Origin of the sequence: Aneurinibacillus aneurinilyticus ATCC 12856 (genome assembly GCF_000466385.1) — a bacterium.
GTDB lineage: Bacteria > Bacillota > Bacilli > Aneurinibacillales > Aneurinibacillaceae > Aneurinibacillus > Aneurinibacillus aneurinilyticus.
This window is the reverse complement of record NZ_KE952679.1, coordinates 7,922-33,379: the sequence shown is the minus strand read 5'-3', so window position 1 is coordinate 33,379 and position 25,458 is coordinate 7,922. Positions and strand designations below refer to the sequence as shown.

Annotated in this window: 27 protein-coding genes; 3 read left to right on the top strand and 24 right to left on the bottom strand. The window is 45.3% G+C overall.

Going from position 1 to position 25,458, the window contains the following annotated elements; translation table 11 throughout:
* Positions 1–10: 10 nt before the first annotated feature.
* Positions 11–544, bottom strand: coding sequence for an NfeD family membrane protein (locus HMPREF0083_RS02605; protein WP_021619429.1), 534 nt, complete (start codon positions 542–544; stop codon positions 11–13).
* Between the two features lie 344 nt (positions 545–888).
* Here HMPREF0083_RS02605 and HMPREF0083_RS02600 point away from each other — a divergent pair, with 344 nt between their 5' ends.
* Entirely contained in the window at positions 889–1,446 is a 558-nt protein-coding gene (locus tag HMPREF0083_RS02600; protein WP_040301239.1) for a hypothetical protein, read from the top strand.
* 61 nt (positions 1,447–1,507) lie between these two features.
* Here HMPREF0083_RS02600 and HMPREF0083_RS02595 read toward each other — a convergent pair whose 3' ends face one another.
* From HMPREF0083_RS02595 to HMPREF0083_RS02585, 3 genes are all read right to left on the bottom strand, one after another.
* Complete coding sequence (locus tag HMPREF0083_RS02595) at positions 1,508–2,434, bottom strand: MBL fold metallo-hydrolase (protein WP_021619426.1); 927 nt, start codon at positions 2,432–2,434, stop codon at positions 1,508–1,510.
* 436 nt (positions 2,435–2,870) lie between these two features.
* A complete protein-coding gene (locus HMPREF0083_RS02590; RefSeq protein ID WP_021619425.1) occupies positions 2,871–3,659 on the bottom strand; it encodes an enoyl-CoA hydratase/isomerase family protein in 789 nt (262 codons plus the stop codon).
* Between the two features lie 161 nt (positions 3,660–3,820).
* The gene (locus HMPREF0083_RS02585) at positions 3,821–4,756 is read right to left on the bottom strand and encodes an AAA family ATPase (RefSeq protein ID WP_021619424.1); all 936 of its coding nucleotides are present in this window, start codon (positions 4,754–4,756) and stop codon (positions 3,821–3,823) included.
* Between the two features lie 363 nt (positions 4,757–5,119).
* Here HMPREF0083_RS02585 and HMPREF0083_RS26920 point away from each other — a divergent pair, with 363 nt between their 5' ends.
* Positions 5,120–5,818 carry a CAP domain-containing protein gene (locus HMPREF0083_RS26920; RefSeq protein WP_021619423.1) on the top strand — a complete coding sequence of 233 codons (699 nt, stop codon included), beginning with the start codon at positions 5,120–5,122 and terminating at the stop codon, positions 5,816–5,818.
* Positions 5,819–5,879: 61 nt separating this feature from the next.
* Here HMPREF0083_RS26920 and HMPREF0083_RS02575 read toward each other — a convergent pair whose 3' ends face one another.
* The 10 genes from HMPREF0083_RS02575 to HMPREF0083_RS02530 form a co-directional block, all read right to left on the bottom strand.
* Entirely contained in the window at positions 5,880–6,995 is a 1,116-nt protein-coding gene (locus tag HMPREF0083_RS02575; protein WP_021619422.1) for a hypothetical protein, read from the bottom strand.
* Positions 6,996–7,036: 41 nt separating this feature from the next.
* Positions 7,037–8,050: a Nif3-like dinuclear metal center hexameric protein gene (locus HMPREF0083_RS02570; RefSeq protein ID WP_021619421.1), complete on the bottom strand. Its 1,014-nt coding sequence runs from the start codon at positions 8,048–8,050 to the stop codon at positions 7,037–7,039.
* Between the two features lie 122 nt (positions 8,051–8,172).
* Entirely contained in the window at positions 8,173–8,559 is a 387-nt protein-coding gene (locus tag HMPREF0083_RS02565; protein ID WP_167331534.1) for a Na-translocating system protein MpsC family protein, read from the bottom strand.
* 215 nt (positions 8,560–8,774) lie between these two features.
* Positions 8,775–9,179, bottom strand: coding sequence for a DUF6130 family protein (locus HMPREF0083_RS02560; RefSeq protein ID WP_021619418.1), 405 nt, complete (start codon positions 9,177–9,179; stop codon positions 8,775–8,777).
* 79 nt (positions 9,180–9,258) lie between these two features.
* Positions 9,259–10,695, bottom strand: a complete 1,437-nt coding sequence (locus HMPREF0083_RS02555; protein WP_021619417.1) for an efflux RND transporter periplasmic adaptor subunit — start codon at positions 10,693–10,695, stop codon at positions 9,259–9,261.
* Positions 10,688–13,849: an efflux RND transporter permease subunit gene (locus HMPREF0083_RS02550; protein WP_021619416.1), complete on the bottom strand. Its 3,162-nt coding sequence runs from the start codon at positions 13,847–13,849 to the stop codon at positions 10,688–10,690. The genes HMPREF0083_RS02555 and HMPREF0083_RS02550 overlap by 8 nt, the downstream gene beginning before the upstream one ends.
* 404 nt (positions 13,850–14,253) lie before the next feature.
* Complete coding sequence (locus HMPREF0083_RS28620) at positions 14,254–14,424, bottom strand: hypothetical protein (RefSeq protein ID WP_021619414.1); 171 nt, start codon at positions 14,422–14,424, stop codon at positions 14,254–14,256.
* A gap of 151 nt (positions 14,425–14,575) precedes the next feature.
* Positions 14,576–14,944 carry an MmcQ/YjbR family DNA-binding protein gene (locus tag HMPREF0083_RS02540; protein ID WP_021619413.1) on the bottom strand — a complete coding sequence of 123 codons (369 nt, stop codon included), beginning with the start codon at positions 14,942–14,944 and terminating at the stop codon, positions 14,576–14,578.
* 92 nt (positions 14,945–15,036) lie between these two features.
* Positions 15,037–17,025 carry a PAS domain S-box protein gene (locus tag HMPREF0083_RS26075; protein ID WP_021619411.1) on the bottom strand — a complete coding sequence of 663 codons (1,989 nt, stop codon included), beginning with the start codon at positions 17,023–17,025 and terminating at the stop codon, positions 15,037–15,039.
* Between the two features lie 199 nt (positions 17,026–17,224).
* Positions 17,225–17,533: a DUF4870 domain-containing protein gene (locus HMPREF0083_RS02530; RefSeq protein ID WP_021619409.1), complete on the bottom strand. Its 309-nt coding sequence runs from the start codon at positions 17,531–17,533 to the stop codon at positions 17,225–17,227.
* Positions 17,534–17,662: 129 nt separating this feature from the next.
* Here HMPREF0083_RS02530 and HMPREF0083_RS27785 point away from each other — a divergent pair, with 129 nt between their 5' ends.
* Entirely contained in the window at positions 17,663–17,800 is a 138-nt protein-coding gene (locus tag HMPREF0083_RS27785) for a hypothetical protein (RefSeq protein WP_155847222.1), read from the top strand.
* Between the two features lie 93 nt (positions 17,801–17,893).
* Here HMPREF0083_RS27785 and HMPREF0083_RS02525 read toward each other — a convergent pair whose 3' ends face one another.
* The 10 genes from HMPREF0083_RS02525 to HMPREF0083_RS02480 all read right to left on the bottom strand — a co-directional run bounded on the left by HMPREF0083_RS02525 (position 17,894) and on the right by HMPREF0083_RS02480 (position 25,298).
* On the bottom strand, positions 17,894–19,066 hold the full coding sequence (locus HMPREF0083_RS02525) for a pyridoxal phosphate-dependent aminotransferase (protein WP_040301247.1): 1,173 nt from the start codon (positions 19,064–19,066) through the stop codon (positions 17,894–17,896).
* A 59-nt stretch (positions 19,067–19,125) separates the two neighbouring features.
* The gene (locus HMPREF0083_RS02520) at positions 19,126–19,788 is read right to left on the bottom strand and encodes a methionine ABC transporter permease (protein WP_021619406.1); all 663 of its coding nucleotides are present in this window, start codon (positions 19,786–19,788) and stop codon (positions 19,126–19,128) included.
* Entirely contained in the window at positions 19,781–20,803 is a 1,023-nt protein-coding gene (locus HMPREF0083_RS02515; RefSeq protein WP_040301246.1) for a methionine ABC transporter ATP-binding protein, read from the bottom strand. The genes HMPREF0083_RS02520 and HMPREF0083_RS02515 overlap by 8 nt, the downstream gene beginning before the upstream one ends.
* A 241-nt stretch (positions 20,804–21,044) precedes the next feature.
* Positions 21,045–21,239, bottom strand: a complete 195-nt coding sequence (locus tag HMPREF0083_RS02510; RefSeq protein ID WP_040301236.1) for a hypothetical protein — start codon at positions 21,237–21,239, stop codon at positions 21,045–21,047.
* 201 nt (positions 21,240–21,440) lie between these two features.
* The gene (gene hfq, locus HMPREF0083_RS02505; protein WP_021619402.1) at positions 21,441–21,671 is read right to left on the bottom strand and encodes an RNA chaperone Hfq; all 231 of its coding nucleotides are present in this window, start codon (positions 21,669–21,671) and stop codon (positions 21,441–21,443) included.
* Positions 21,672–21,721: 50 nt separating this feature from the next.
* Positions 21,722–22,669: a tRNA (adenosine(37)-N6)-dimethylallyltransferase MiaA gene (gene miaA, locus HMPREF0083_RS02500; RefSeq protein WP_021619401.1), complete on the bottom strand. Its 948-nt coding sequence runs from the start codon at positions 22,667–22,669 to the stop codon at positions 21,722–21,724.
* The gene (locus tag HMPREF0083_RS02495) at positions 22,666–23,451 is read right to left on the bottom strand and encodes a class I SAM-dependent methyltransferase (RefSeq protein WP_021619400.1); all 786 of its coding nucleotides are present in this window, start codon (positions 23,449–23,451) and stop codon (positions 22,666–22,668) included. Before HMPREF0083_RS02495 ends, miaA begins: the two co-directional genes overlap by 4 nt.
* Before the next feature lie 85 nt (positions 23,452–23,536).
* Positions 23,537–24,628, bottom strand: coding sequence for a tetraprenyl-beta-curcumene synthase family protein (locus HMPREF0083_RS02490; RefSeq protein WP_327848972.1), 1,092 nt, complete (start codon positions 24,626–24,628; stop codon positions 23,537–23,539).
* Positions 24,629–24,773: 145 nt separating this feature from the next.
* On the bottom strand, positions 24,774–25,070 hold the full coding sequence (locus HMPREF0083_RS02485) for a spore coat protein (RefSeq protein WP_021619398.1): 297 nt from the start codon (positions 25,068–25,070) through the stop codon (positions 24,774–24,776).
* Between the two features lie 24 nt (positions 25,071–25,094).
* The gene (locus HMPREF0083_RS02480) at positions 25,095–25,298 is read right to left on the bottom strand and encodes a hypothetical protein (protein ID WP_040301234.1); all 204 of its coding nucleotides are present in this window, start codon (positions 25,296–25,298) and stop codon (positions 25,095–25,097) included.
* Positions 25,299–25,458 lie beyond the last annotated feature (160 nt).

The window sequence follows — 25,458 nt, the reverse complement described above, 5'->3', positions numbered from 1 at the left end:
TCCTCCTTTGCTAACTTTCATCAAACGGGGTTACATATAGCGTGCCGTCCTTTCCCACATCAACGACTACGATTCGCACCCCGTTCGGAATCTCACTTTGTGTTACGCTCTCGGCAATTTGATTGGTATGGCCAGCCCCTATCTTAAGTAGCACCTCCCCACACCCATTGGCTGGAATAGGCGTAATGACCTCCCCAGGATATCCGATTAAATCCCGAATGGAAAATCCGCTCGTGTTCTCTGCTTTCTGCATCGGTTTAATGAAAACTACATACATAAGAACCGCGAAAATGAACCCGATGATAAGCGAGATACCAAGCACTACGATTTGCGCCAGAAACAGTACTTGTGTCATTACGACGCCAGCGCCGCCAAATCCAACCAATCCTCCGATAAGGACTAACGGACGCAGTACATGCCCGAAGTCCAGGTGCAAAAAGTCAAGCAATCCATCCAGTGCGCTATCGATAAGCTCGCCAAGCAAGACCGTAACCAGTGCAAAAACAACACCAATGATAAGACAAATCCAATAAAGCTCAAGCATCCCCCTTCCTCCTTTCCCAGCATGGAATTTTATACCTTTACATACGAAATTTAGCGGATAGCAGTTTCAAAAATTAAAAAGATTAACCACGCCTGTTGATTATCCATAAGGTGAAAGAAAAGATGCACGCGTCGGCGTGTTCCCTCGTCTTTTTCTCACAAGGAAGAGGCACGGCCGCTTTGTGGCGCCAGGGCCGAACCGCCGCCCGTTTGGGGCACGGTGTGGTGACAGCTTACTCTGAAACTTACTGGATAATCAACACCCTTGAGATTAACTAAATAAATTGTTTATATCCTATTTGAATGGACGGGCTCATATATTGAAAACAGGAGGTGGACATTCACTTGAAAATATATAGATTTGTACTGGCCTTGATGCTCCTTGCCACTCTCTTATTGATTATAAGTGGATGCGAATTTCGAAAAACAGATGCCATCGAAGAGACAGGCCAACAGCAAGCTGCTGGAACATCAAATTTACTGTATTCTTCCACGCCGTCACTTCCACCGCCTGGCTCTCGTGATGAAGCATATCTTAAAGCCCTCACTGACTCCATCATTAAAGCACAAGCAATCGAGAAGGAACTGCAGCTTATTCTTGCAGAAATGCAGCATAATGATGAGTTTATTGAAGCACAGGAAAGCATTGAAACAGCCAGGCAGGAGATTCTGTATGTATGGAATACCGTGCACAATGAACTTCAGTTCGATGACCCACTCCTGCATAAACAAAAACAAACGTATGAAGCGATTCTTATGGAATACCGAAATGGATTGGGGCTACAGCTTATCGGTATGCAGAACTCCGATGCAGTTAAAGCAATGGAAGGAATAGAACAGACTAAAAAAGCTAACCAAAAATTGGCCACGCTGGCTGCTGATACTCTTCCTCTGGTCAAATAAACAGTCAGGTAATATACAAACAACAAGGCGGAACGGCTGTTCAAACCGCTTCGCCTTAATATTATAGGTTCTCTTCTTTCATTTCCTTAACTAACATCTGCAGTGCTTCCTTCATCTGCTCCCGTGGCAGATGCACTCGGTCTCCATGACCCGGCAGCACCCATTCGAACTCTTCCTTAATTAGCCGGGCCATTGACTCTCCCTGCCTTCTCCATGAGTACCAGCAATGGTTCTTATGACCGTCCAGCTTTCCCTTATCCCGATCCCATGACAGATGATCGCCGGTAAAAAGAAACGTATTGTCATACAGTAGCACAATATGCCCTATCGTATGGCCCGGAACAGGAATAATACGAAAGCCCGGCTTCCATTCTAGCGCTTCTGTACTTTCGATAATGTGTTCAGCATCCGGCTGTGCTTCTTGTTCCAGCTTATGAATAATCCGTTCCGCACCAAAATGAAGGGCATATCGTTTCGCATCGGCAACATCATCCTCATGAGTTAAAAAAATATAGCGTACCCCTCCCATTTCCTCTAGCTTTTTCGCAAACGAAGGTACGTATCGCGGCGCATCGATTAGCCAATTACCGTCCGGATGCATAAGAAAATAGCTGCTTGCACCAAACGATTCACGTGAAGTATAGCCACAGTAGTATACCTGCTCAGCCAACTGAAGGGGAAACGCTGCCATCGCTTCCGATATATCGCTTTTATCATCGCTTCCAATGGCACCCGTTGGACAGGCCAGCAAAGCATAAAGTGCCCGTCGCTTCTCTTCCCTGTTCTTTGGCTGACGAGCCACCGCCGAGTAACGGCCTACTTCTGCAAACACACTCGGCGCAAGCTGACGACACGTATCACAGTTAATGCAGGCTGAATTTACATAAAAATCACCTGCAACATTCGTCTTAAGGCGCTCTGCTTTGTTCATTGGACGTTCCCTTCCTTTCCGTTTAGCTCTTCTACCGATTGGAACATGGATCAGCACGCTAAATCATCCTATAGCTTTCTTTGAATACGAGGAAAAACCATTAGTTACATCCCCAGAGTTTACGAAGAAAAGAGAAAAATATAGGGAATACAGGTGACAATGGAGACAGGACGCCTTACGCTGTATGGTGGTGCTCCGTCCAAAAGTTTGGATTACAACGTGAAGCTCATGTAAAAAGAGGGGAATAGGCGCTTTATTACCGTTTAGGAGAATGTTTTTTGGCTATATTCGTTTTTATGGGCCGTTCCGGCGATGCCATTAAAGGGGCTAAGCCTATCTGTCAGTGACCGCGGCTTGATCCCTGGCTGCGTAAAATTGGATTGAACAGCTATGATCTTGTCCCTATTTTCAGTAACTTGAGCTGTTGTCGGTATAATGAACAGCCGGCTCTACAGTGCCTGCTCGCTGAAACATGAAGCGATAAAACTTCCAATTACCTTTTAAAATTAGGCGGTCTTTTCTCCAGAAAAGCCTTAATTCCTTCAATGCCTTCTCTTGTTTGAGCCATTTTTGCTAGGGTTTGAGCCTCGTTTTCCATTTGAGTTTCCAATGTTTGATTCCATCCACTATGGAGCAGGCGTTTAGCTGCACCGAAAGCCGTTCTTGGCCCATGCGCCAGCTTTGCTGCCATCATATGTGCCTGAGTAAGCACTTCGGTATCGGGTACAATGTGGGTTGCAATTCCTAACTCATATGCCTCTTGAGCCGAAAGCACCCGATTCGTTAATGTAAGTTCAAGAGCACGCTTTAATCCAACAATGCGGGGCAAAAAGTAGCTCGCAGAGCCATCAGGAGTTAAACCAACTCTAGTATAGGCCATCGTAAAGCGGGATGACTCAGCAGCAATCACAAGGTCAGCAGCAATAGCCATACTCATTCCGGCCCCGGCAGCTACACCATTCACTGCGGCAATTACAGGAGCATCCATACGAGTAAAGCGGGACATTGCCGCGTGTAGATATGTAGTTACTTCCTTTAAATGAATAGGCAAATCGCTCCCTTGCTCAGCAAAACTCTTCAAGTCGCCTCCAACACTAAATACACTTCCGGTACCGGTTATGACCACAGCTCGTACTTCAGATGATTCATCACACTGTAAAGCGACATGCAACAAATCTTTAGCCAGCTCCAGATTCACAGCGTTGGCTGCTTCCTGTCGGTCAAGCTTAATCGTTGCAACATTGTCCTTCACATCAAAAGCAATTGTAGTATAGCCTCCCATCAGTACCTCCTCTACAAGAAAATAATAGAATGTTCAGTCAGTTATCACTTCACTGAATATATTATACAATAAAGTTTTCTTTATTCATATAAAATGATGCTTAGGACAAAGTAACTCGCAGCTCCCACTTGAAGCGTGAGCTAAGTGGGAGTAGCTCACGCTTATTCCTTCTCAAAATCTCCAGCCTTCAGCTCCATGAGCATCTCTCTGTTTACTTGATGCTCGGCATGGTCGGTTACGATGCGGATCGCCTGCTGACGAATCGCTTTCTCGATCATATTTCTTACAAAACGTGCGTTGCTAAAATGATCGATCCCGTCCTCTCTCTCATTTGTCAATTGCTTGCGTACCAGTTGGCGAGCTTCGGGCGATAAATAGTATACCTGATCTTTACACATCGCATCCGCAATATCGAGCAATTGCTGAATCGTATAGTCGGGAAAATCGAGTTTAATTGGAAATCTGGACGGCAGACCTGGGTTAGATGCGAGAAACGAGTCCATTTCTTCGTTATAACCGGCCAGAATGACAATCAACTGCTTACGATCATCTTCCAGACTTTTAATTAGCGTATCGATGCATTCCTTTCCGAAATCCTTCTCTCCTCCCCGTATAAGTGAGTATGCCTCATCAATAAATAAAACGCCACCGATCGCCTTTTTGATAATATCCCTCGTCTTGGATGCAGTATGACCGATATATTCACCAACCAAATCGGCACGCTCCACTTCCACAAGATGCCCTTTCTCCAGCACTCCCATATCTTTAAATAATTTGCCGAGAATGCGAGCCACCGTCGTCTTGCCTGTACCCGGATTGCCGCGAAACACCATATGAAACATATGCGGCGCATTACGCAGACCCTGTTCTTCCCTAAGTCTACGGATCGTTAAAAACGCGTAGATTTCATACACCAGCTTCTTGACTTCATCAAGTCCAACCAGATTCTCCAATTCTTTTAACGCGCCGGACTCCCGTTCAAGTGATTTCTCCATACGCGAACTAATAATCTGCTCACGGCTTTGCGGCCTGGGATCCTCGTTTCGAAACACTACCTTAATCTGATTGCCGGTGGTAGTCTGACCCGTCGTCTTCATTCTCTCACCCCGAATCGCTTCAGCGTTTCGTTCTCCTTCCTAAAGGCCTTTCATTCTTTCATTTTTATTACTGTATGTGTCGAATGAGAAAATTAGGAGTCAAAGAACTGGGAAGACGTAAAAATACATCTGAAACCACGCTGAAAAGCTAGGCAATCACTTTCCTTGTCAACAGTCATTTTATTTTGTCTATTTGAAACCTGCAGAATCTTATTTGACATGCAAAACACTCTGTTTATACAGAGTTATTTTGTTTATCTGTAAACAGTTTGAAAACATTACCATGTTTTTTGCTCGGAATTATATGTTACTATGTGAACTGTTACGACAACTTGTCGAATTTTTTACAACAGGAGTGACAACATGAAGAAAATTATTGCAGCATCCGTTCTATGTACATCTTTACTAGGAGCCAGCTTCTCGGTAACACATGCGGCAAATGAATGCCCTACTCCGAAAGTTGCTACGTTCTTTTCACAAAACGGCAACATAAAACAAGCTGACCTGCAAAACTTGGTGAATCAGTATCTAGAACAATGCAAGCAAGCAGGAATTAAGCCTAATCTTCAACAAGAACAGAAGCCTGTGGTAGAACAACAAAAACCAGCAACAAAACCAGCGCAAAAGCCAGCTCCTACTCAAGCTCAAGCACCTGTAGCAAGCAAGCCGACAACGGAAGGTTTAACAGCAGACGAGAAACAGATGTTTGACCTTGTCAATCAGGAACGCGCAAAGCAGGGCCTCGCCCCGCTGAAGGTTAACATGGAGCTACAAAAGCTAGCCCGCCTAAAGGCGAAAGATATGATTGATAAGAACTACTTCAGTCATCAATCACCGACATACGGCTCTCCATTTGACATGATGAAGCGCTACGGAGTGCAATACCGTACAGCAGGTGAAAACATTGCGGGTAATTCCTCTGTACAGGGGGCCCATACGTCTCTCATGAATTCTGACGGACACCGCAGAAATATTCTGAATTCCGCTTTTACTGAAGTAGGAATCGGTATTGTAGATGGCGGACCATATGGCAAAATGTTCGTACAAATGTTCAAAGGATAAGGATTAAGGTATGGAAAAACCAGGCTCAGTACGAGCCTGGTTTTTTCGTTAGACTGACAGACTATACGAGCAAGGGAGTGAGTCCAAAAGCAATAATCGCCACAGTAATAAAACGCATCATAATTCCGATGATGGCGGCTGTTAACGCTTCCCGAGCAGTTACATCCGAGTTGGTGGACCAAATAGCCGGAATTTGGTCAAGCACATCGGAGAGAGGAAGACCGGATGCTGCCAGTACGAATGCGCCAACGACCAATCGCGGGTCAATGCTTGCGGCAATTTCCTGAAGTTGTCCCATCGCCAGCGTGGGCGATGCCATAATTGCTGTAATTCCCGTTTTCGGATGAACGCCGACTAAACTAAGAAATCCGGATAATGATTGTTCAAACGGTTTCCATACACCTGCATAATCCAGCAAGCCGATTAAACTGTAAATAACAGCAATCGCCGGAATAACAAGCAGAAACAGCAATTCAGCTCCTTCACGCGCCCCCTGAAAAATGGTCTGGAATGGCGGTGTTTGGGGTGTAAAGCTGGGCAGATCCTTCAATGCTACCGCTCTTGTATTCCGATATACCGTTCTACTAAGTACGAATGGTACGATTACGAGCGGGACAAACACTGCACAGAGCACAACAGGAAAGGCATTAATACCTGCAAGCGATAGCGCGATGAGACCAAGCATAAAACAGGAAAACGACTGCTGTGATTGTACCATTGTCGCAATGGCAATGCACTGCTCGTCCCGCGTTGCGCCTGCTTGTTTCATAATTGGGCCTCCGATTCGCCCCGCGGCGTTAATGTCGCCAAGAATATTGTAGACACCAGGAATGACGACCGCAGGATTGATTTTCATTCTGTTCGCTAGCGGAATGAATAGACGAATAAGCGCATCGGTAAATCCCATTCTTTCCAACGCACGTCCAACCATAACGCTAAGTATAATCGATACGCCTACATTCCCCATCAAAAATATATCGACAACAATCGGCTTCACTTTATCCAGCATGCTGGTAAATGCATTGCCAATGATTTCGGGACTAATAATAAAAATAATTCCCAGTAAGGCAACTGACAGCAATCCAATGCGATTACTTCTTCCCGTCTGCTTCCCCGCTTTCTCGGCCCCTGTTGACAAATCGACAACCTCACGCAATTGTTCCGCTGGCTTGGACATGCGATTTCCTCCTTTAATTCATCACATGGAATGTATGTGATTTATACAGGTATCTTCTTGATCAGATGCGAGAACGCCATCTGCTGACCATACGTACGAATAGCTGCACAGCCTGCCGCATGTAGCGGCATCGCTACGACCCGTTCACGGAATACGACGATCTCCACCTCAGGAAGCAGGCTATCCAATGCATAGGCAAGCGGCAATCCATTTTCAAAAATCTCCAATGCATGCGAATTGCCAAACAGCATATTTAATCCCAACTCCCCTGCTGTCCGAATTAACGGATGGCCCGGACGCATCCGGCTAATGGAAGCAATAATCGTATCTGTGTCGGGAAACAGGCGCACAGCCTGACGAAGATGCTCCGCAGTAAACCCTGTATGCGGAAAAATATGCAGAATATGGTGCACGGAACTTTTTCTATCTCCAAGCACAATTTTCGCCCGGGTAGCATGACCACTTTCTTTCAATAATGGAGAATCATAAACTATCTGTTCACCTTCCAGCAGTCGATCTTCCTGCTCATAGCCCATATAATTAGACAAACGCAGTAAGATATCCCCCATCGTCTTGACTTCCGGCAATGCAGTGCCCGCATACAGCACATTTCCCTCCAGGTCGGCAAAATGCGTATTTACATGATGCACCTTATGCCCGTGCAGAGTAGGAATACCTGGATGAAGCCCATGAAACGCTTCATGCAGCTCTAACGCGGCAATGCCGTATAAGTCAAGATAATGCTTCAACGTTACACCACCCGAGCTGGCTGCATCCGCCAGCGGATGATGTGCAATAATCGCATCTACTCCCATTGCCTGTGCCAGTTCAATATCCTGCTCTGACATTGTCATCGCCACCGCCAGACGGCGTACCTGCCAACTCGGATCCCCATACACCAATCCCGGTGTCTCGACGACTTCTTTTCCGGGAATGCCGGACGATTTCATTATTACGAACGGATGCTTGTCCATCGTGACGTCTTCAGGGCGGCACTGCACCCGTCCCCCAGTGATATCATCCAATGCTTTTACAACGTCTCGTACTGTCGCCATATGCTCTCCTCCTTCTTGTGTTTAGCAAATAAAAAACAGCCGTCAGTAATCCGCACGTTGATCTTCGTGCACAGAAATACTGACGGCTGTCCTGCTCTCGGCTTCGAGTTCATTCGGCCCGTCTATAGATATACTTCTACATCCTCTTCCAAAATAATGACTGTCACTGCAAGTTCCGTATGCGGATCATAATCTTTGAAAATCGATACGATAGAAAATCCGAACGTTGCGGTGAAATGCTTACGCAGATGCTGTTTAAATTCATCGATAAGCATAACATCCAGGGTTCGGGTCAGATCCCTATTCCTTCCATCGATTGTCCTCATTGCATATACGCGCTTATGCAGCGTAGTGAATACGATTTTGTTACCAATACAATCAACCTGCTGCTTGCGTACACCAGCATCAAACAGGTGTTTATTTACCTGATTGTACTCACGACTCAATGCTTGCTTCAAATCTCCTATCGATTTTCCTGTCCGATTCATAGGCAACTCCGTTTGCAGCATTTTGGTTTCTCTTATCATACCTTAACAACATTCTAATAGTCAATATATTTTATATTTTTTGACTATTTTACTTGTAAAATAGTGTAATGAAAAGGCAACGAAAGATGATATGACATTCTTCGTTGCCTTTTATAAATCTTATATTGAAAATAGGTTGACTTGATGATGGAGCCATTTCCCAACCGGAACGGCTGTAGTTTTCTCTTCGACTGCAACTATTTAATTTGAATCGTAAATGAAATTTTCGTGTTAGGGTACGGTTTATGGTTGTTGCGTACCAACTCGACCGCAAACGAGTGGGGTCCAGGCGTCAGATTCGGCACTTCAAGCGTATTATTGTACGCTCGGGTCAGCTTGTTGTCTACCCATACGTTCACGTATCCTTCACCCGGCTCTATTTCAGACTGACCCTCCGGTGCATACATGAAGTTTTGTGTCAAAAACGTTAAGAATACTGTATTGCCTTCAATGGAGTGCGACACCGCAAGCGACGGTGACTGGGCGATGACTTCCTGACTTTTCGTAGCTTCATCCGGCAGTTTATCTGACGCTCGTTCCTGGCAGCCGGAAATTCCCGTTGCAATCAACAACACCAGCACATATCCAAACGCTTTTTTCATAACTCCTGCCCTCCTGTGTAGAACTCTCTTTCACAGGATGGACAGGAGTGTTCGTTTCTAAACGAATATTTACTGGTTTTTATTTTTTTATGGCGATTTTTACGTCCTCTCCTATGAGCGACTGGCCTTTAAAGATGACTTTCTCTCCCTGTTGCAAGCCGGTCACCATCGTGCGCTCACTATTCTGCTCAACTATGGTAATCGGTTTACGCACCGGCTTGTCTCCTTGCGCTACATAAACATACGGTTTATTTTCTTCTGTTAGAATCGCGCTTGTTGGAATGATAAGACCCTGCTTGGCCGTAGGTGAAGCCACATTCACCTGGATCGCCATGCCGCCTTTGATGATCCCCTCAGGATTCGGTACCTCCACGGTTACCGGATACCCTTTCGACTGCTGATTCAGCGGACTGATGCTGACAATTTTACCATTTGTTTTGTGTTTCAAGGACGGTATTTCGATTCCGACCGTCTGATTCATCGCAAACAGACCGATAAGATTTTCCGGCGCATTGATGATGACTTTCATCGGATCAAGATTAGCCAGTACCATAAATGGACTTTGCGGGGACGAGAAGTCACCTATTTCCCCATTGATCGTGCCTATCGTTCCGGAGATGGGTGCCACAACGACTGCATTATTCAAATTATCGCGCGCGATTCGCAAGTTCAACTCCTCTTGCGCAAGCTGCTTACGTGCCACTTCTATGCTTTCTGATCCACCGGCGTTTTGCACCTGTTTCTTGGCAGTGGCAAGCGAGGACTGTGCGTTCTTACGAGATTCTTCTGCACTGCGCTTCGACGCTTCTGCATTCTTTAATGACACATCCGCTTTCTTCTGCTGGATTTGCGCTTCCTGAATGGCGATTTGAGCATTCTTCAGCAGTGTTTGTGCTTGCTCAAGCTCTTTCTTTGTTGTTGCGCCTTGCTTGAACAACATTTCCATTCGTTCGGCATTCGTTTTTGCATCCTCATATCCCTGCTGGGCTTTTTCCAACTGTGCATTCGCCTGCCCCATATCATTGTATGCATTCGTAATGCTGTTTTGCGCTTGTTCATATGAGCTATTCGCCTGTGCCAATGCACTGTTGGCCTGGTTGACTCCGGACTCCGCAGAATTAACTCCGCTTCTCGTCTGAGCCTGCGTCTGGGCCAGCGAAGCGCGAGCGAGCGCCACTTTCTCCTGTGACTGAGCTACCGTATCGCGCAGCTCTTTATCGTCAAGGCGAAACAATACGTCGCCCGCATTCACTTTTTGTCCGACCTTTACCGGAAGCGAGGTCACTTTGGCGCTCACTTTTGACACAACATTGACCACTTGCGATGGCTGGGTCGTACCTGTAAGTGTTCGACCTTTATCAAGCGTTCCATTGAGAACCGGCTCTACTTCTACAGGTACCGTTTGAGCCTGTACAGGCGCCGATGCTTCCTGGCTTCCACCCGCGCCACATCCCGCTACAACGACGCTCGTTGCCACAAGGCCGGCAACAGTCATTCCTATTACTATCTTACGCATTAAACGATTCTCCTCCTGTTTTCTTCTCTCTGCGCTGTCTTCTCTTTTCGCGGCGTTCCATCCGACGCTTTCTCCGTTTCTGAATCCTATCATCAAATAAAGTATACACCACAGGTACAAGCACAAGGGTAACCAAAGTAGAGAACGTCAGACCGAATGCGACAACAATGGCCATTGGAGCCTGCGATTCTGATCCTTCTCCGCCACCAAAGGCGAGAGGTAAAATCGCAAGCACCGTAGTAAGTGTCGTCATCAGAATCGGACGCAATCGTACCGGTCCCGCCTTCTTAACCGCTTCATCCCGTTCCATACCTTCCGCACGTAGTGTATTAATATAGTCAATCAATACGATCGCATTGTTTACAACGATACCAACCAGCAAAATGCAACCCATCAACGCCGATACGTTCAGCGAATATCCGGTCACCAGCAAGCCGATAACGACCCCGATAAACGTTGGCGGAATGGAAAACATAATGACAAACGGATAGAACAGTGACTCAAATTGGCTTGCCATAACCATATATACGAGCGCAATGGCAAGAATAAGGGCTATACCCAGGCTTGAGAACGATTCGGCCATATCTTCCGCCTGACCGCCTTTATCAATGAAGTAGCCGTCCGGCAGCTTTAACTGGGCAAGCTTGGCGTCAATCTCCTGATTAACCACATTCAGAGGTCGTCCTGTAATATCGCCGTTTACGCTAACTTCGCGCGTCTGATTTGTCCGGCTAATTTGCTGCGGAATGCCTTCTTTTGAAATTTTCGCCACCTGTCCAACGGCAACTTGAGCCCCGGTCTGGGTGGACATCATCAGTCCTTCGATATTATTCATCTCGGATTTAAAGTTTTCCGGAAACTTAACGCGGATATCAATCTCATCGTCCCCTGTCCGGTACTGTGTAGCAACCTGGCCATCAAACGCGGTGCGTACAGCACTCATTATCTGGCTAGCCGTAACGCCATATTGTGCTGCCAGATTACTGTCTACCTTCAATGTAAATTGTTCGGTTTCATTCTGTAGCGATGTCTCCACATTACGTGTGCCGTCTACTTCTTTGACGATATTTTTAATCGTATTGCTAATATCGGCAAGTACGCTTAAATCATCGCCGCGAATCGAAATAGCAATCGGTTTTCCACTGGACACCCCGCTCGAATCAGCCGCTTCCGCCTTAATCTCCGCCCCTGGAATGTCTTTAACTTTCGCACGAATTTCTTCTACAACCTGAGCTGTTGAACGCTTGCGTTCGTCCTTCGGTACAAGCTTCAACTGAATGGACCCCATGTGAGTCGTCTGTGTCTGGATAACATCTGGTCCGCCCGAGCTTCCGATTGTTGTATAAACAATACTTTTTTCCGGAATTTTATTAACGAACTTCTCTACTTGATGCACAATCTTTTCTGTTTCTTCTAATTTAGAACCTGGAGGAAGCTTGACGCTCACCGTTACGTCTCCCTGATCGAACGAGCTTAAAAATTCTTTACCGATCAATGGGGAAGCAAACACACCGATAGCGACAACCATTGCGATAATCGTTGAGAGTATGACAGTTTTACGGTGAGAAATAGCCCAGCTAATCAAGCGTCCGTATGCTTTACTTACGCGATAAAAGCCTTTTTGGAACAAAACCATCGGCGTCTTTTTGTCAGAGCGCAGATAATCCTCTTCCTCGCGCGGAGGTTCCTTCAATAGCTTCGAAGCCATCATCGGCACAAGCGTAATCGAGGCAAGCAACGCTGCAATATGCGAGAACACAACAGTCAATGCTAACGGTCCAAACAACTGCGCAGCTAAACCTTCTACGAACACGATCGGCAAGAATACGCAAATTTGCGCCAGTGCCGACGCCATAACGGCAGTGCCTACCTCTTTTGCCCCGACAATCGAGGCAAGCGTAACATCAAGTCCAGCCTGTCGCTTTCGATAAATACTCTCCAGCACAACGACGGCAAAGTCTACCAGTGAACCAAGTCCGAGCGTCAGACCAGCCAGTGAAATCAGGTTAATCGTCTGTCCGCCGAAATACATAAGAGCGAACGTAGCGACGACAGAAATCGGAATAACAATCGCCACAACGAGCATCGAACGAAAGCTATGTAGGAACAAGTATAAAATAACTACCGCGAATAGACCACCTACAAGGGCGTGCTCCGCAACTGTGGAGATGGAATCTTTAATGAACACGGAAGTATCCATAATGGTGTCCAGCTTCATGCCCTGCGGTAATTGCGGCTTAAGTGCCTCCAGCTCCTTCATAACCTTATTGGCTACTTCAACCGTATTGGCACCTGATGCTTTCGTTACACTAATCCCCAGGCTTGGCTGGTTATTTACCGTTGCTATCTGAGTAACTTTCTTATAACCGTCTGTTACCGTTAGCAGATCCGCCAATTGAATGGTTCCTCCCTGCGGTAACGCAATCGGTGTAGTCCCAATATCCTGTGGGTTATCAAATTCTCCTGTGACTTTAATACTAACGTTGCGATCGCCTTCTGTTACGCTTCCAGCCGTACCGGACAGGTTGCGTGCGCTTAGGCTTTGCGTAATCTGCTCAACAGTTAATCCGTATGTATTGAGCGCATTCGGATTAATCGTTAACTGAATCTCGCGTGTTTTCCCTCCGGTAATCCCTACAGAGGCAACGCCATCCACCCGTTCAATGCGGGACTTTATCAAATCTTTCGCGACCTTATTCAGTTCAACGACATCCATCGGTCCTGACAGCGCGAGCGATATAATCGGCGTGCTGTTCGGGTCTATCTTTATTACCCGCGGCGAACCTGCACTTTTAGGCAACCCTCCACGTACAAGGTCCACTTTTTCACGCATGTCCAGCGCCGCCTGATCCATATCAGTACCCCAGTTAAATTCGGCGATAATCTGGGACGCGCCGTTAATGGAAACCGAGCGAATCTTCTTGATATTGCTAACTGTTCCGATGACTCCTTCCATCGGTTTGGTAATAAGGTTCTCCACCTCCTCTGGTGCCGCTCCTTCATAACTGGTTGCGACAACCGCTACGGGTATGTTCATCTCCGGCAACAAATCTACCTTCAACTTCGGCAGAGAAATAATACCGAACAGGACTACTGCCACGATCAGCATTACAATGGTGATCGGCTTTTTTACCGACCATTCAGCTACTTTCACCCTGATATCTCCCCTTCTTCTCCTGTATCTTTGCCATGATCTAACACTTTAGATTCTACGATACATCATAAAAAATAGTTTCATTTTGCGCACAAAACAGTATATTTTTCCGTGAATCCATGTTCATTTTAAACGATTTACGAAAAAAATTAAACAATAATTTTAGGACATTGCGCATCCAACAAAAAACCTCAAAAGGATTATCTTTTGAGGTTTTTCGCATATCCGTGCAAAGCCCTGATTTTACCGAAAACGCTCCCCATGTCATAAATTCCGGATTCTGCCTCGCAAACCGTTTCAATTCTTTTTTGGTTACCGTTTCACCCTCTTTGCCTGCGCGCTTCTCCTATATCGTACACAGCAGCCGGACAGGGAGGAAGGAGGACAAACGTCCATTCATGCGCTTACACAGAAAGGCTGCGTTCCGCAGTCTCCAGCTGTTTTTGGAGCATTTCAATATCACGCTCAATATCCTGAATATCATACTCCAGCAGCTCCTGAAGGCGTCGTTTCTCTTTTAGCAGCTTACGCATCTGTTCAAGCCTTTCTTTCATGTCAAACACACCCAGGTACATCGGCTATCCCTCCACTTCTTCATTCAAACCTTTATATGTATATGCACAAGAAAGAAGTCATAGAAGCCCATTTTCAAAATATGGAGGCGTGTTAAAATTCCTCTTATAAATCCATTATATTTTCGCCATTAATCCGCTTTTTACATAATTTTTACCTGTAACACTTGAACGCGGAAATAGCCTCACGTTCCGCTTTTTTCAAGCTTTTAAAAACAAGGTTGTACGAACGATCCACCATGCCGATTATCTCTTCTGCCGGTATGGTTTCGTCTAGCTCCACCGTATTCCAATGCCGCTTGTTCAAATGATAGCCGGGCTTTATCGCAGCATATTGTTCGCGCAGCACTTCACTTACATCAGGTTCACATTTTAAGCTGATATGCGATATACCATCTCGGTGGGATAGCAACGCAAACATTTTGTTCCCAATCTTCATTACTGCCACATCGTCTCCAAACGGAAACGTTTCCATCGCCCCTTGTTTGTCCAGACAATACGCTCGAATCTCCTCATATTGCACTGCCTTGCACCTCGATTTTTGCAATGATAGTATAAACTTCGACCAACAAAATAGAAAATCCTGCCGATTTTCTTATAAGTTCATCATTTGCCTCATTGTTCCCTAATTGGCAAAGCAATCTCGACTGTCGTCCCTTTTCCTACTTCACTACTAAAACGAATGGAGCCGTGATGCTCTTTAATGATTTTGAAGCATACCATTAACCCCAATCCGGTTCCTTTTTCTTTTAGACTATAGAACGGCTCTCCAAGCCTTGAAATACGCTCCGCTTCAATTCCACACCCCTGATCATGCACGAGAATGCGGATAGCTTTATCTTCTGAACGCTTTACTTCAATTACAATTTCTCCTCCATCCGGCATCGCTTCAATCGCATTTTTAATCAAATTCACAAATACTTGTTTCAAAAGATTCTCTTCGCACATGATAGTAGGCAGGTTTCGTTCGAATTTCATTTTAAGTTCAATGCCAAACAAATTCGCCTGCGCTATCAGCAATGCGGCTACACTTTCCATTAACACATCCACTTTTAACGGTTTTAATTCATAAGCCTGCGGCTTTGCCAGAAGCAAAAACTCGTTCGTAATCAATTCAATCCGCTCCAGCTCAGATTCCATGAGGGTAAAGTACGTATCATCCCTGTGCCCCTCCCGCATGAACTGAACAAATCCCTTCAATGTGGTTAATGGATTGCGAATTTCATGGGCGACTCCAGCTGCCAGCTCTCCTACCGCTAAGAGCTTCTCCGTAGAGCGCAAGCGCTCTTCCGCTTGCTTACGCTCTGTCACATCACGAGCAATTACAACGAAATTGGTCACTTCCTTCTCTTCGTTAAGCACAGGCATCGTCGTCGCCTCAAGCGTCAGCCAGTATCCTTCCGCATGGCGGACCCGGTATTCCAGAGTAAAAGGCTCCCTTGTGATAAGAAGTTTTTTTACTTGTTCCACTATGCTTTTCACATCGTCCGGATGGAAAATCTCCGTCTTTAGCTGCCCTTGCAAATATTCGCTATCGTATCCGAGACAAACGTTATGTGAAGGAGAAACATAGGTTATTCTTCCATTCTTATCCCATAGCGCAATTAAGTCCAATGTATTTTCCATAATCAACCTGTACTTTGCTTCACTTGCTTTCAATTCCTTTTGAGCAGCTTTTTTGTCCGTAATATCAACAACCGAACCCACAACTTCCACTACCCTTCCTTGTTTTTGAATCGGTCTCAACATGACCAGACATGTTTTTTCTCTATCTGGATACGCCAGCTCGTACGTAACCTCATTTCCTTTCCATGCCTCCTCATAGCAGACAATCGTCTTCTGGCTGCCTCCTTCGTTGACAACTGCTACAGCGTTTTGGTTTATCACCTCTTCTGGAGCAATTCCAATACGATTAGGCAATTGTCCTCCATAAAGAATATGATTATACTTTTTGTTTTTCTTTCTAAACTTAAAGATATATCCCTGATGCTCCTGTATCGTATCCAGTAGCTCCCGCCTTGATGCTTGGAGAAGCCGAAACCTTCTGTCCGATTGCAGCAAATACTGCACAAATTGGAATGCAACAATGGAGCCAATCGTAAAAATAAATCCGTATACTAAAATAATTTGTTTTAAAATAGATGTTTCATTAGTCAGAATAGCAAATATGATTACATTTTGTATATAAACATACACTATCATCATGCCATATTTTATCCTATCAGGCTGGCGCAGCTTCGAGAAGAGTCCGCAAATCAGAGCAGTTACAATTAACTGTAAAAAAACAAGAAACTCTCCGCTGCCAAATCCGGTAAATAGATGTTCTACTATTCCGATGACGAAAGCTGCAAGCAAAGCAGGCATCCAGCCACCATATAGGGCTGCCAGCATTACAGGGATATGTCTTAAATCAATGTAAAACGGTCCGATCTTCCACGCATAGAAACCGACCAATACCGTCCCTATCACCCCATATACCACGCCAAGAACCGTTCGTTTCCGAATGGGTGAAGCAGCGTTTATATCATCATTTTTAACGCATTGTTGCCCTATAAATAGGAAAAAGAGCATAATAACCAAATTGATAAAAAATTCGCTTACCATTAGAAAAGATATCCTTCCGTGTAAAATTGCGGATTGATTTTTAAATGTACTTCTATAACAATAACACAGGAGTATTTTGTGCTCCTAGAGCTATAACATAACTTTTTGTTAGATTTCATGTTGGTCTCTTTTAATAAATAAAAGACGCGGGATGCGTAAGAGCAAAGCCCGCGTCTTTTATTCATTTTCACTGTTTACCTTACCGAACCCAACTGTGTACAATCGGATATTGGAACGGTTTTTCCTGCAATGCCCGAATAATTCCTTTAATTGGATAGTAGATGGCAATAATCGAAAAAATCGGTACCAGAACAAAACCAATCAGGACAATCATCAAGAATGAGGAAATCGCAATCGCTACCCCCATTAAAATATGGAATAACAGCGCCTCCATCGCTTTTTCTTTTATATATGCCTGATCAGATAAAAAATAAAACAGCAATGGTACAAGAATGGGTGCAAAAAATGTACTCCCATGGATAATAATGCAAGCCGGTTTCGCATTCATAAGGATATCCCCCTTGGCTTTCTGCTTTTTTCATATTATTTTATACGCAGAAAAATAGTCTGCGTTTCAATTTTAACCAAACTATTGTAAAATATAAGTACCTCAAAATCACCCTCAGGAGGAATGACAATGATTACGTGCGAAACATGCGGAAAGACAAATCAGGGTCAGGAAGTGGGCAAGCATTGGATTTGTGGGGATTGTAAGGTAGACGAGGCAGCAGAGATACAGAAACAGCAGACAAAAGACACGGGAAATGTACACTAACTAATTATGACAAAAGAGCCTCCATACCGAGGCTCTTTTCTTTTATCCCACATCTGAGGTGCAGTAAGTCCGTCCATTGATTGAGGTTTTACTTTATCCGAAAAAATGTAATTGATGAATCCGTTCTACCGCCTCTTCAAGACGCGCTTCCTCAACAAGCAGGCCGACGCGTACGTAGCCCTCGCCTTGTTCGCCAAAGCCGATGCCCGGTGCCACTGCTACCTGCGCTTTATTCAGCAAAACATCCGCAAATGAAGAGGAGGTATAACCGGCAGGTATCGGAAGCCAGGCAAAAAAAGAACCCGGAGTCGGCTGCGCTTGCCATCCGATCCTATGCAAAGCATTATATAACGTATTACGGCGTGATTCATACATCGCACATAAATCATAAACGCATTGCTGCGATGCGGTCAATGCCTCAACAGAGGCCATCTGAACAGCACCGAACAAGCTTACAAAATAATGATCCTGATACAGATTAACCAACCGTACAACCTCAGTGTTCCCAAGGACAAAACCAACACGCCATCCCGCCATATTGTATGACTTGGACAGTGTATAGACCTCAATACCAACATTTTTCGCATCCGGATGAGACAGAAAACTAGGGGGGATTACGCCGTCAAATCCAATCGCGCCGTAGGCATAATCATGAATCAGCAAAATTTCATTGTTACGGCAAAATTTTACCGCTTCTTCAATGAATGCATGCGTAGCCACTGCACCTGTTGGATTGTTCGGATAGTTAAGGAACATCATTTTCGCCCGCCGTGCCACATCTGGGGCAATTTGCGTAAAGTCCGGAAGAAAATCGTTTTCTTCACGCAGCGGCATCATTTCCATTACACCGCCTGCCATAGCAACACCGGACCAGTAATCTGGATAGCCAGGGTCTGGCACAAGGCAAACATCGCCTGGATTAAGAAAAATGTTACTTAGCTCAACCAGGCCTGCTTTACCACCGAACAAAATGGCAACTTCTGTGTCTGGATTCAGCCGTACACCGCGCTCCTGTTCATACCAATGTGCGATGGCCTCCTTTAGCTCCTGACGTCCCTGGAACGGCGGGTATTTATGATTCAGCGGATTTTCCGCCTCCCGCTGAAGTGCAGTGACAATATGGGAAGGGGTAGGTTTATCCGGATTCCCCTGTCCCAGATTGATTACATCGTATCCCGCTTCTACCTGTTTTTGCACTTTTTCTGTCAGTCCAGAAAAAAATTGGGCCGGTAGGCGATTCATCGCCTCTGAAGGCTGAAATCTCAATGCTTTCATTCTGCTGTCTCTCCCCTATTCTCGGCTCTCTATTTCTTCATAATAAGCTTCTAGTCTTTACGCAGCGAACGTGCAATCCGGTTACCCGCTGTTTGCAGCAACTGTACCAATACGATTAAAACAATAACCGTTATAATCATGACGAGCGTTTCCCAGCGCTGGAAACCGTACCGGTATGCCAGGTTCCCCAGACCGCCTGCACCAATAATACCGGCCATGGCAGTAGCATCAATCAAGCCGATAACCGCAATGGTAAGCGACAGTACAAGGGCAGGACGTGATTCTTTAAGCATCACATTAAAAATAATCTGACGGCGAGTAGCGCCCATCGCCTGGAACGCTTCAATAAGTCCAGGGTCTACTTCCAGCAAAGCTGATTCCATTAAGCGTGCGATATAAGGCGCTACATACACAACCAGCGGCACGATAGCACCCTCTACACCAATGAAGGTGCCGATAAGCAGTTTAGTAAACGGAATCAGGGCGAACAGCAGAATGATAAACGGTACTGAGCGGATAATATTAATAATTGTACTCGTAATCTGGTAAAAAACCGGCTGTTCAAAAATATGACCCGGCCGTGTAATCACGAGTAGAACACCAAGCGGAATTCCAATAATGGTGCCTAAGAAAATCGACCATCCGACCATATACAACGTTTCCTGCAGTGCAGGCAAATATAAATCCCAATGCGGATCCATACCGTTAAACATGATGAATCACCTCCGCACGTATTCCCCTCTCTGCCACATGCTCCAACGCTTCATCAAGCACTGTGGCCTCTCCACTCAGCGAAATAACAAGATAGCCGAATGTCGTTTCCTTTATTTGTGTAATATTACCGATTAAAATATTCGGCCTCAGGTGGAATTTCTCTGTCAACTCCGCCAATACCGGATGCCCTGTACTTTCACCAATAAATGTAAGGCGCACAATCCGACTACCTGGTGCATGTTGGACACGCTCAAGAAATCCCGGCGGCAATTGATCGTCAAAAATATTACGAATAAAGTTTTTGGTTGTTGCTGTTCTTGGGCTAGAAAAAATCTCTAGCACAGATCCCATCTCGACAATATTCCCTTCTTCCATTACAGCTACCCGATCACAAATCTTTTTCACCACATGCATTTCATGGGTAATAAGCATAATGGTAAGATTGTATTTTCGATTAATATCGAGCAGCAAATCAAGAATCGACTCCGTAGTCTGTGGATCAAGAGCGGATGTCGCTTCATCGCATAGCAGAATCTCTGGATCATTCGCAAGGGCTCGTGCAATCGCCACCCGCTGCTTTTGACCGCCGGATAATTGCGATGGGTAAGCCTGCGCCCGCTTGGATAAACCAACCACTTCAAGCAGTTCATTCACTTTCCTTTGAATAACTTCTTTAGGCGCTTTATTCAGCTTAAGCGGCGCAGCCACATTGTCGAATACCGTGGCAGATGAAAGCAGGTTAAAATGTTGGAAAATCATGCCGATTTTGCGGCGGGCCTTGCGCAGCTCTCCTGAGGAGAGCTTGGTCAAATCCGTGCCGTTTATGACTACTTCGCCCGATGATGGACGTTCAAGCAAATTGATGCAACGAATCAGTGAACTTTTACCGGCACCGCTAAATCCGATGACCCCGAAAATTTCGCCTTTTTCGATTTCAAAATTTGCGTTTTTAATCGCGTGCACTGCATTCGTTCCGCTGCCGTACACTTTCTCCAGATTGCGGACTGAGATCAACGCTTTCCCTCCTTGCAAACGATTGTGCTTATCTTCATACAAAAAAACCTCTTTTGCGCAGACAAAAGAGGAGAATCCATTCTCTCTTATCTATCAAACACATGCATTATGGCCAACTCTCTATATACAGGAAGGGATACTGTGGCTGAACGCAACAATAAATAATGTAATGCATTTGTGCAAGTAAAGTCAAATAAAAAATACCCGGCAATCCGCCGGGTTAACCATAGAAAAATATTCTCTATCTCCCCATTACTGCCTTATCGATAAGTGATACGATAATCTCTTGTTCCACCTGCATAATATCCCCGACATGATACCAACTATGCTTAAATGCGATGCTGCGAGAGTTACGCAACGTGGACAAGAACTCCTCCACGTCGGCTAATTCAATTACATACTCATCCCCGTCTTCATCCAAAAACCTAACCCGCATATGCATCTCCCCCTACTACTACATTACGACAAAAACAGCATCTTCACCTCGTTAAATAGGCATATATCACTCCCCCATACACCCTTAATTATAGCGGCTAAAACAACATTATTAACTGCTCATAAAAATTTTTTTGTGTAGAAAAAACAAAAAAGCCGGACAGCAAATATGCTGTCCGGCAGGCTGCCTTATTTCAAGCGATCACTCGCTGTCAGGCATTAAAGAAACCGGTCGTTGTGGCAAGAAGGTAGAAATGGCATGCTTGTATACCAGCTGCTGCTTTCCTTCCGTATCAATCACAACAGTGAAGTTGTCGAATGCTTTTACAAGTCCGCGCAACTGGAATCCATTCACAAGGTAAATGGTTACAGGTACGTTTTCCTTACGCAGGTGGTTCAAAAACGTATCTTGAATGTTAATGGTATTTGCCATGGTAATACCTCCTATATTTATCTTTATAATTTTTTTATTATATTCGTCGCTTAACTGAACTTTCCTGCCACCGTCTCATAAATTGCTTCATATGTAGATACAGGTACCCCTTCAGCCGCAGGGGTTACATCAAACCAGACGATGTCTTTCATGGCGCGGAACCAGGTAAGCTGACGCTTTGCAAAATTTCGGGTTCGCTTCTTTAAAAGCTCAATAGCTTCCTCATATGCTAGAGCACCATTAATGTATGCGATTATTTCCTTATAACCAAGTGCCTGCATTGAACGCAGCGATGCATCATAGCCTTGTGCCATCAGCTTTTTTACTTCTTCAATCAATCCTTCTGCGATCATGATATCCACGCGCTGATTAATACGCTCATACAGAAGGGCTCGGTCCATATTCAGCCCAACAAGCAGCAAATCATATGGTGACTCTTCGCTCCGCGACTGATACTGTGACATTGGTGTCCCGGTAACATGATAAATTTCCAACGCCCTGATAATCCGCTTTACATCATTCGGATGCAGACGCCCCGCTGTTTCCGGATCAATGTCCAAAAGCTTTGCATGCAGCGCTTCTCTTCCATGTATCTCAGCAAAAACAGTCAACTCTTCGCGATACGCCTCATCTTCACCCGCGGTAGAGAATTTATAATCGTACAGCACGGATTGCACGTACAATCCGGTCCCTCCCACAAGCATGGGAAGCTTGCCGCGACCATTAATAGTAGCGATACATTCAGTGCACAATTGCTGAAACTCGGCGACTGTTATTTCTTCATCAGGATCACGTATATCGATCAAATGATGCGGAACAAGCAATCGTTCGCTCTCTGTTGCTTTTGCTGTACCTATGTCCATACCACGGTAGAATTGCATGGAATCTCCGGAGATAATCTCTCCCGCAAACCGCCGTCCCAATTCCAGACTAAGCGCGGTCTTTCCTACTGAGGTCGGGCCGACGATCGCAAGTACCTTTTCCTTTTGCCCACTCATTCCGCTTCGCCTCCGACCTCAATAATACCATATGTAAAGGCCCGTTCCATCTTTTTGAAACGCATGAATCCAAAGTTCTCAAAATCCGGGCTCTCCCGATGATTTTTCATCACGATACGCCGGCGGGCCACCCGCTTTGCTTCTTCTATAGCCGCAAGCGAGAGCGATTCATAATTGGCAAACGGACGAAGCGGAGCAATGCTCTCCGATGTCACAATCGCCTGAAAAAACATCGGATCAAAATAGACGATATCAAAACTATTATTTTCACATTGCCGCAAAAAAGTCAAATGATGCATGGGTACTACTTCAATGCGCCGCATCGCTTCCTGTGCTTCCTGCAAAGGACTTTCATACCTCTTCAACCCTTCTTCAACAATAATGCCCGGAATACGCTCCGATTCAAGCCCTACGATACGCCCTTCCGCACCCACAACAAAAGATGCGACTATGGAATCAGCCGCAAGACCAAGCGTACAATCAAGAAATGAATCGCCTTTACGCAATCCGCATGCCTGAACCATTACGTCAGTATCGCCGTTCAGCAGCCTTTTTATACGAAGCATCGCCATACCCGGATGAAAGAAAAATGGCTCCGACGTACCTTTGCTGTATGCTCGAAGACCATTATCAGTCACGACGAGGATGTAATCACTCATCTCATGCAGCCGGGCAATAGACATTTTTTTTCGTTCTACGAACCGCACGCCGAATTTACAGGCAAATGTTCGGGCTTGTTCCTGTACCTCGGGCGGTGCTTCGTGCCGTGTAGTCACTATCATATTTCTTTCTCACTCGTTCCCTTGTCTATATCTTATCTGGTAACAAATCTCATCATACCTTATTTTTCCCGTAAAGAAAACCGGCTTATTCACCAGTTGGGGGCGCTTGCAGGACCGCTTTGCTTCCGCGATAGCCACGACTATTGAAAAAGAAGAACCGGGTAGGAAACGATGAAGAGCGGATAATCAAGCCAGCAACACGCTTAACCATCGGCTGGCGCTGCACCTTGCCGTCAGACAAATACAGCCCGAGAAGCCCGTCTACAATCATGCTGTGAAACTTGCGGTCTGGAAGCGACCTGATATGTTCCTTTGCTTCCTGCACAATGTAGTGAATACGTTCGTAAATTGCTTGCTCACTATCATAGTAGGCAATAAAATTCAAATCTCCGCCGACCTCATCTTCTTCTAAATCGATTAAATAGTCCAACAAAATGTGAAGGGAGCATATCCATGGAAAATAGGCTTTTCTCATAAGTTGAATCCGTTCTCGCGAAACATTCGGAGATGATGCCAATTGAAACAAATGGAACACCCCAAGAGTGGAGCCAGCGGCAGCGGCAAATTCGTTCCAGGCTAACTCCGGCGCTTTCTGTCTGTGCTCCTTCCACCATGCCAGCAGTCGTTTCTCCCTTTGTTCTTTAATTACATGCTTATGTACTTGCAGATTGCAATACAGCGAAGCTAATTCATAGACATCATTCCGTACAATCGAGTAACCGGGAAGTTTTTTTATTTCCTCATGACAGGTAAAAACAAGCGATTTTAAATAGCCTCCGTCATTCTTTTCTTTATTGAATTCATAGTAATCCGTCTGAGAGAATGTGCCAGACACCGCATCCAGCATCGCCTGGTGCAGTCGCTCGAAATTCTCCGCCCCAAGTGAAGTGGAGCGATCACACAGATTATCCAAATAATCGCTTATCGTCTGGTAGGCTACAATAAGCCGAATAAGCGAATCTTTATGTTCCATATGGGCGGAGGCATACACCGCTCCACCTTCACAATGAAACAGCTTGTTATGAATACTATCTAAAGCCTGCTTGCGTAGCTCCGCATCAGGAATTCGTTCTGCCCGCTCACGCCAGCGTTCCACTTCCATACGAACGGCAGGAAAAATATACCGGTACAAACGATACATTAAGCGTAAAGGCCCTTTTGGATACAAATCGTTCACCGCCCTCTGCTAAAATCACTCCATTGTCTCCATTCTAACCTTATCTGCCAAGTTTTTTACATTCCCACTTAGATTTTCCTGTTTGGAAAAAATTAAAAAGAACCGTAAAATTTAATGGTATACGGTCCTTTCTTTATTTTCAATATTAGGATGCAGGACTTCCAGGATTCAGGTTATTTTGCAGCAACCCTTGCACCTCGGCAATTTGATCTGCTGTAGCCTGCGGTACGACATAATAACCGCTCTCCTGCATAGTTATAAAGATACGCTGCTGGTTTGATACAGCTGTTTCCAAACAGCGCTGGTAAATGGCTCGCAGTTCATCATGACTTGTCTCAAGCATCGTGTTTGCGATGCTTCGGCATCGTCCTTTTTCAAGCTCCAGGCACAGCTGCATCATTTCGCGATTTGTTAGCCCACGTCCATCAATATTGTTAGGCATCGTCCTTCTCCTTTCTGGTTCAGATTACTGTACGTGATCCGTACGGTTAAAATACTGGGAGAGTTCAGCGATCCGCAACTGGTGCTGCTCCGCCATCCGCTCAAGCAGTTCGCGGGTAAACGCATCTTGACATTGGGACGCACACCAGTTTAATGTCTTCCCCGTAATCTGCTCTGCACGCAGCTCATCTTCCATCATCATCAGTTCCCTAATCGTAAGTTGATTCACTCTCTTGTACCTCCCTCTCATTACTTTCCAGCTATCCTTCTATAGTATTTTCTGTTTTTTCTATCGTATACATGGATTTCCATCAAATGAAAAAAGCGTACCTTCTGCGAAGAAAAGGTACGCCTGTATACATCCGGTTTGATAAATCGACAAACTTTTG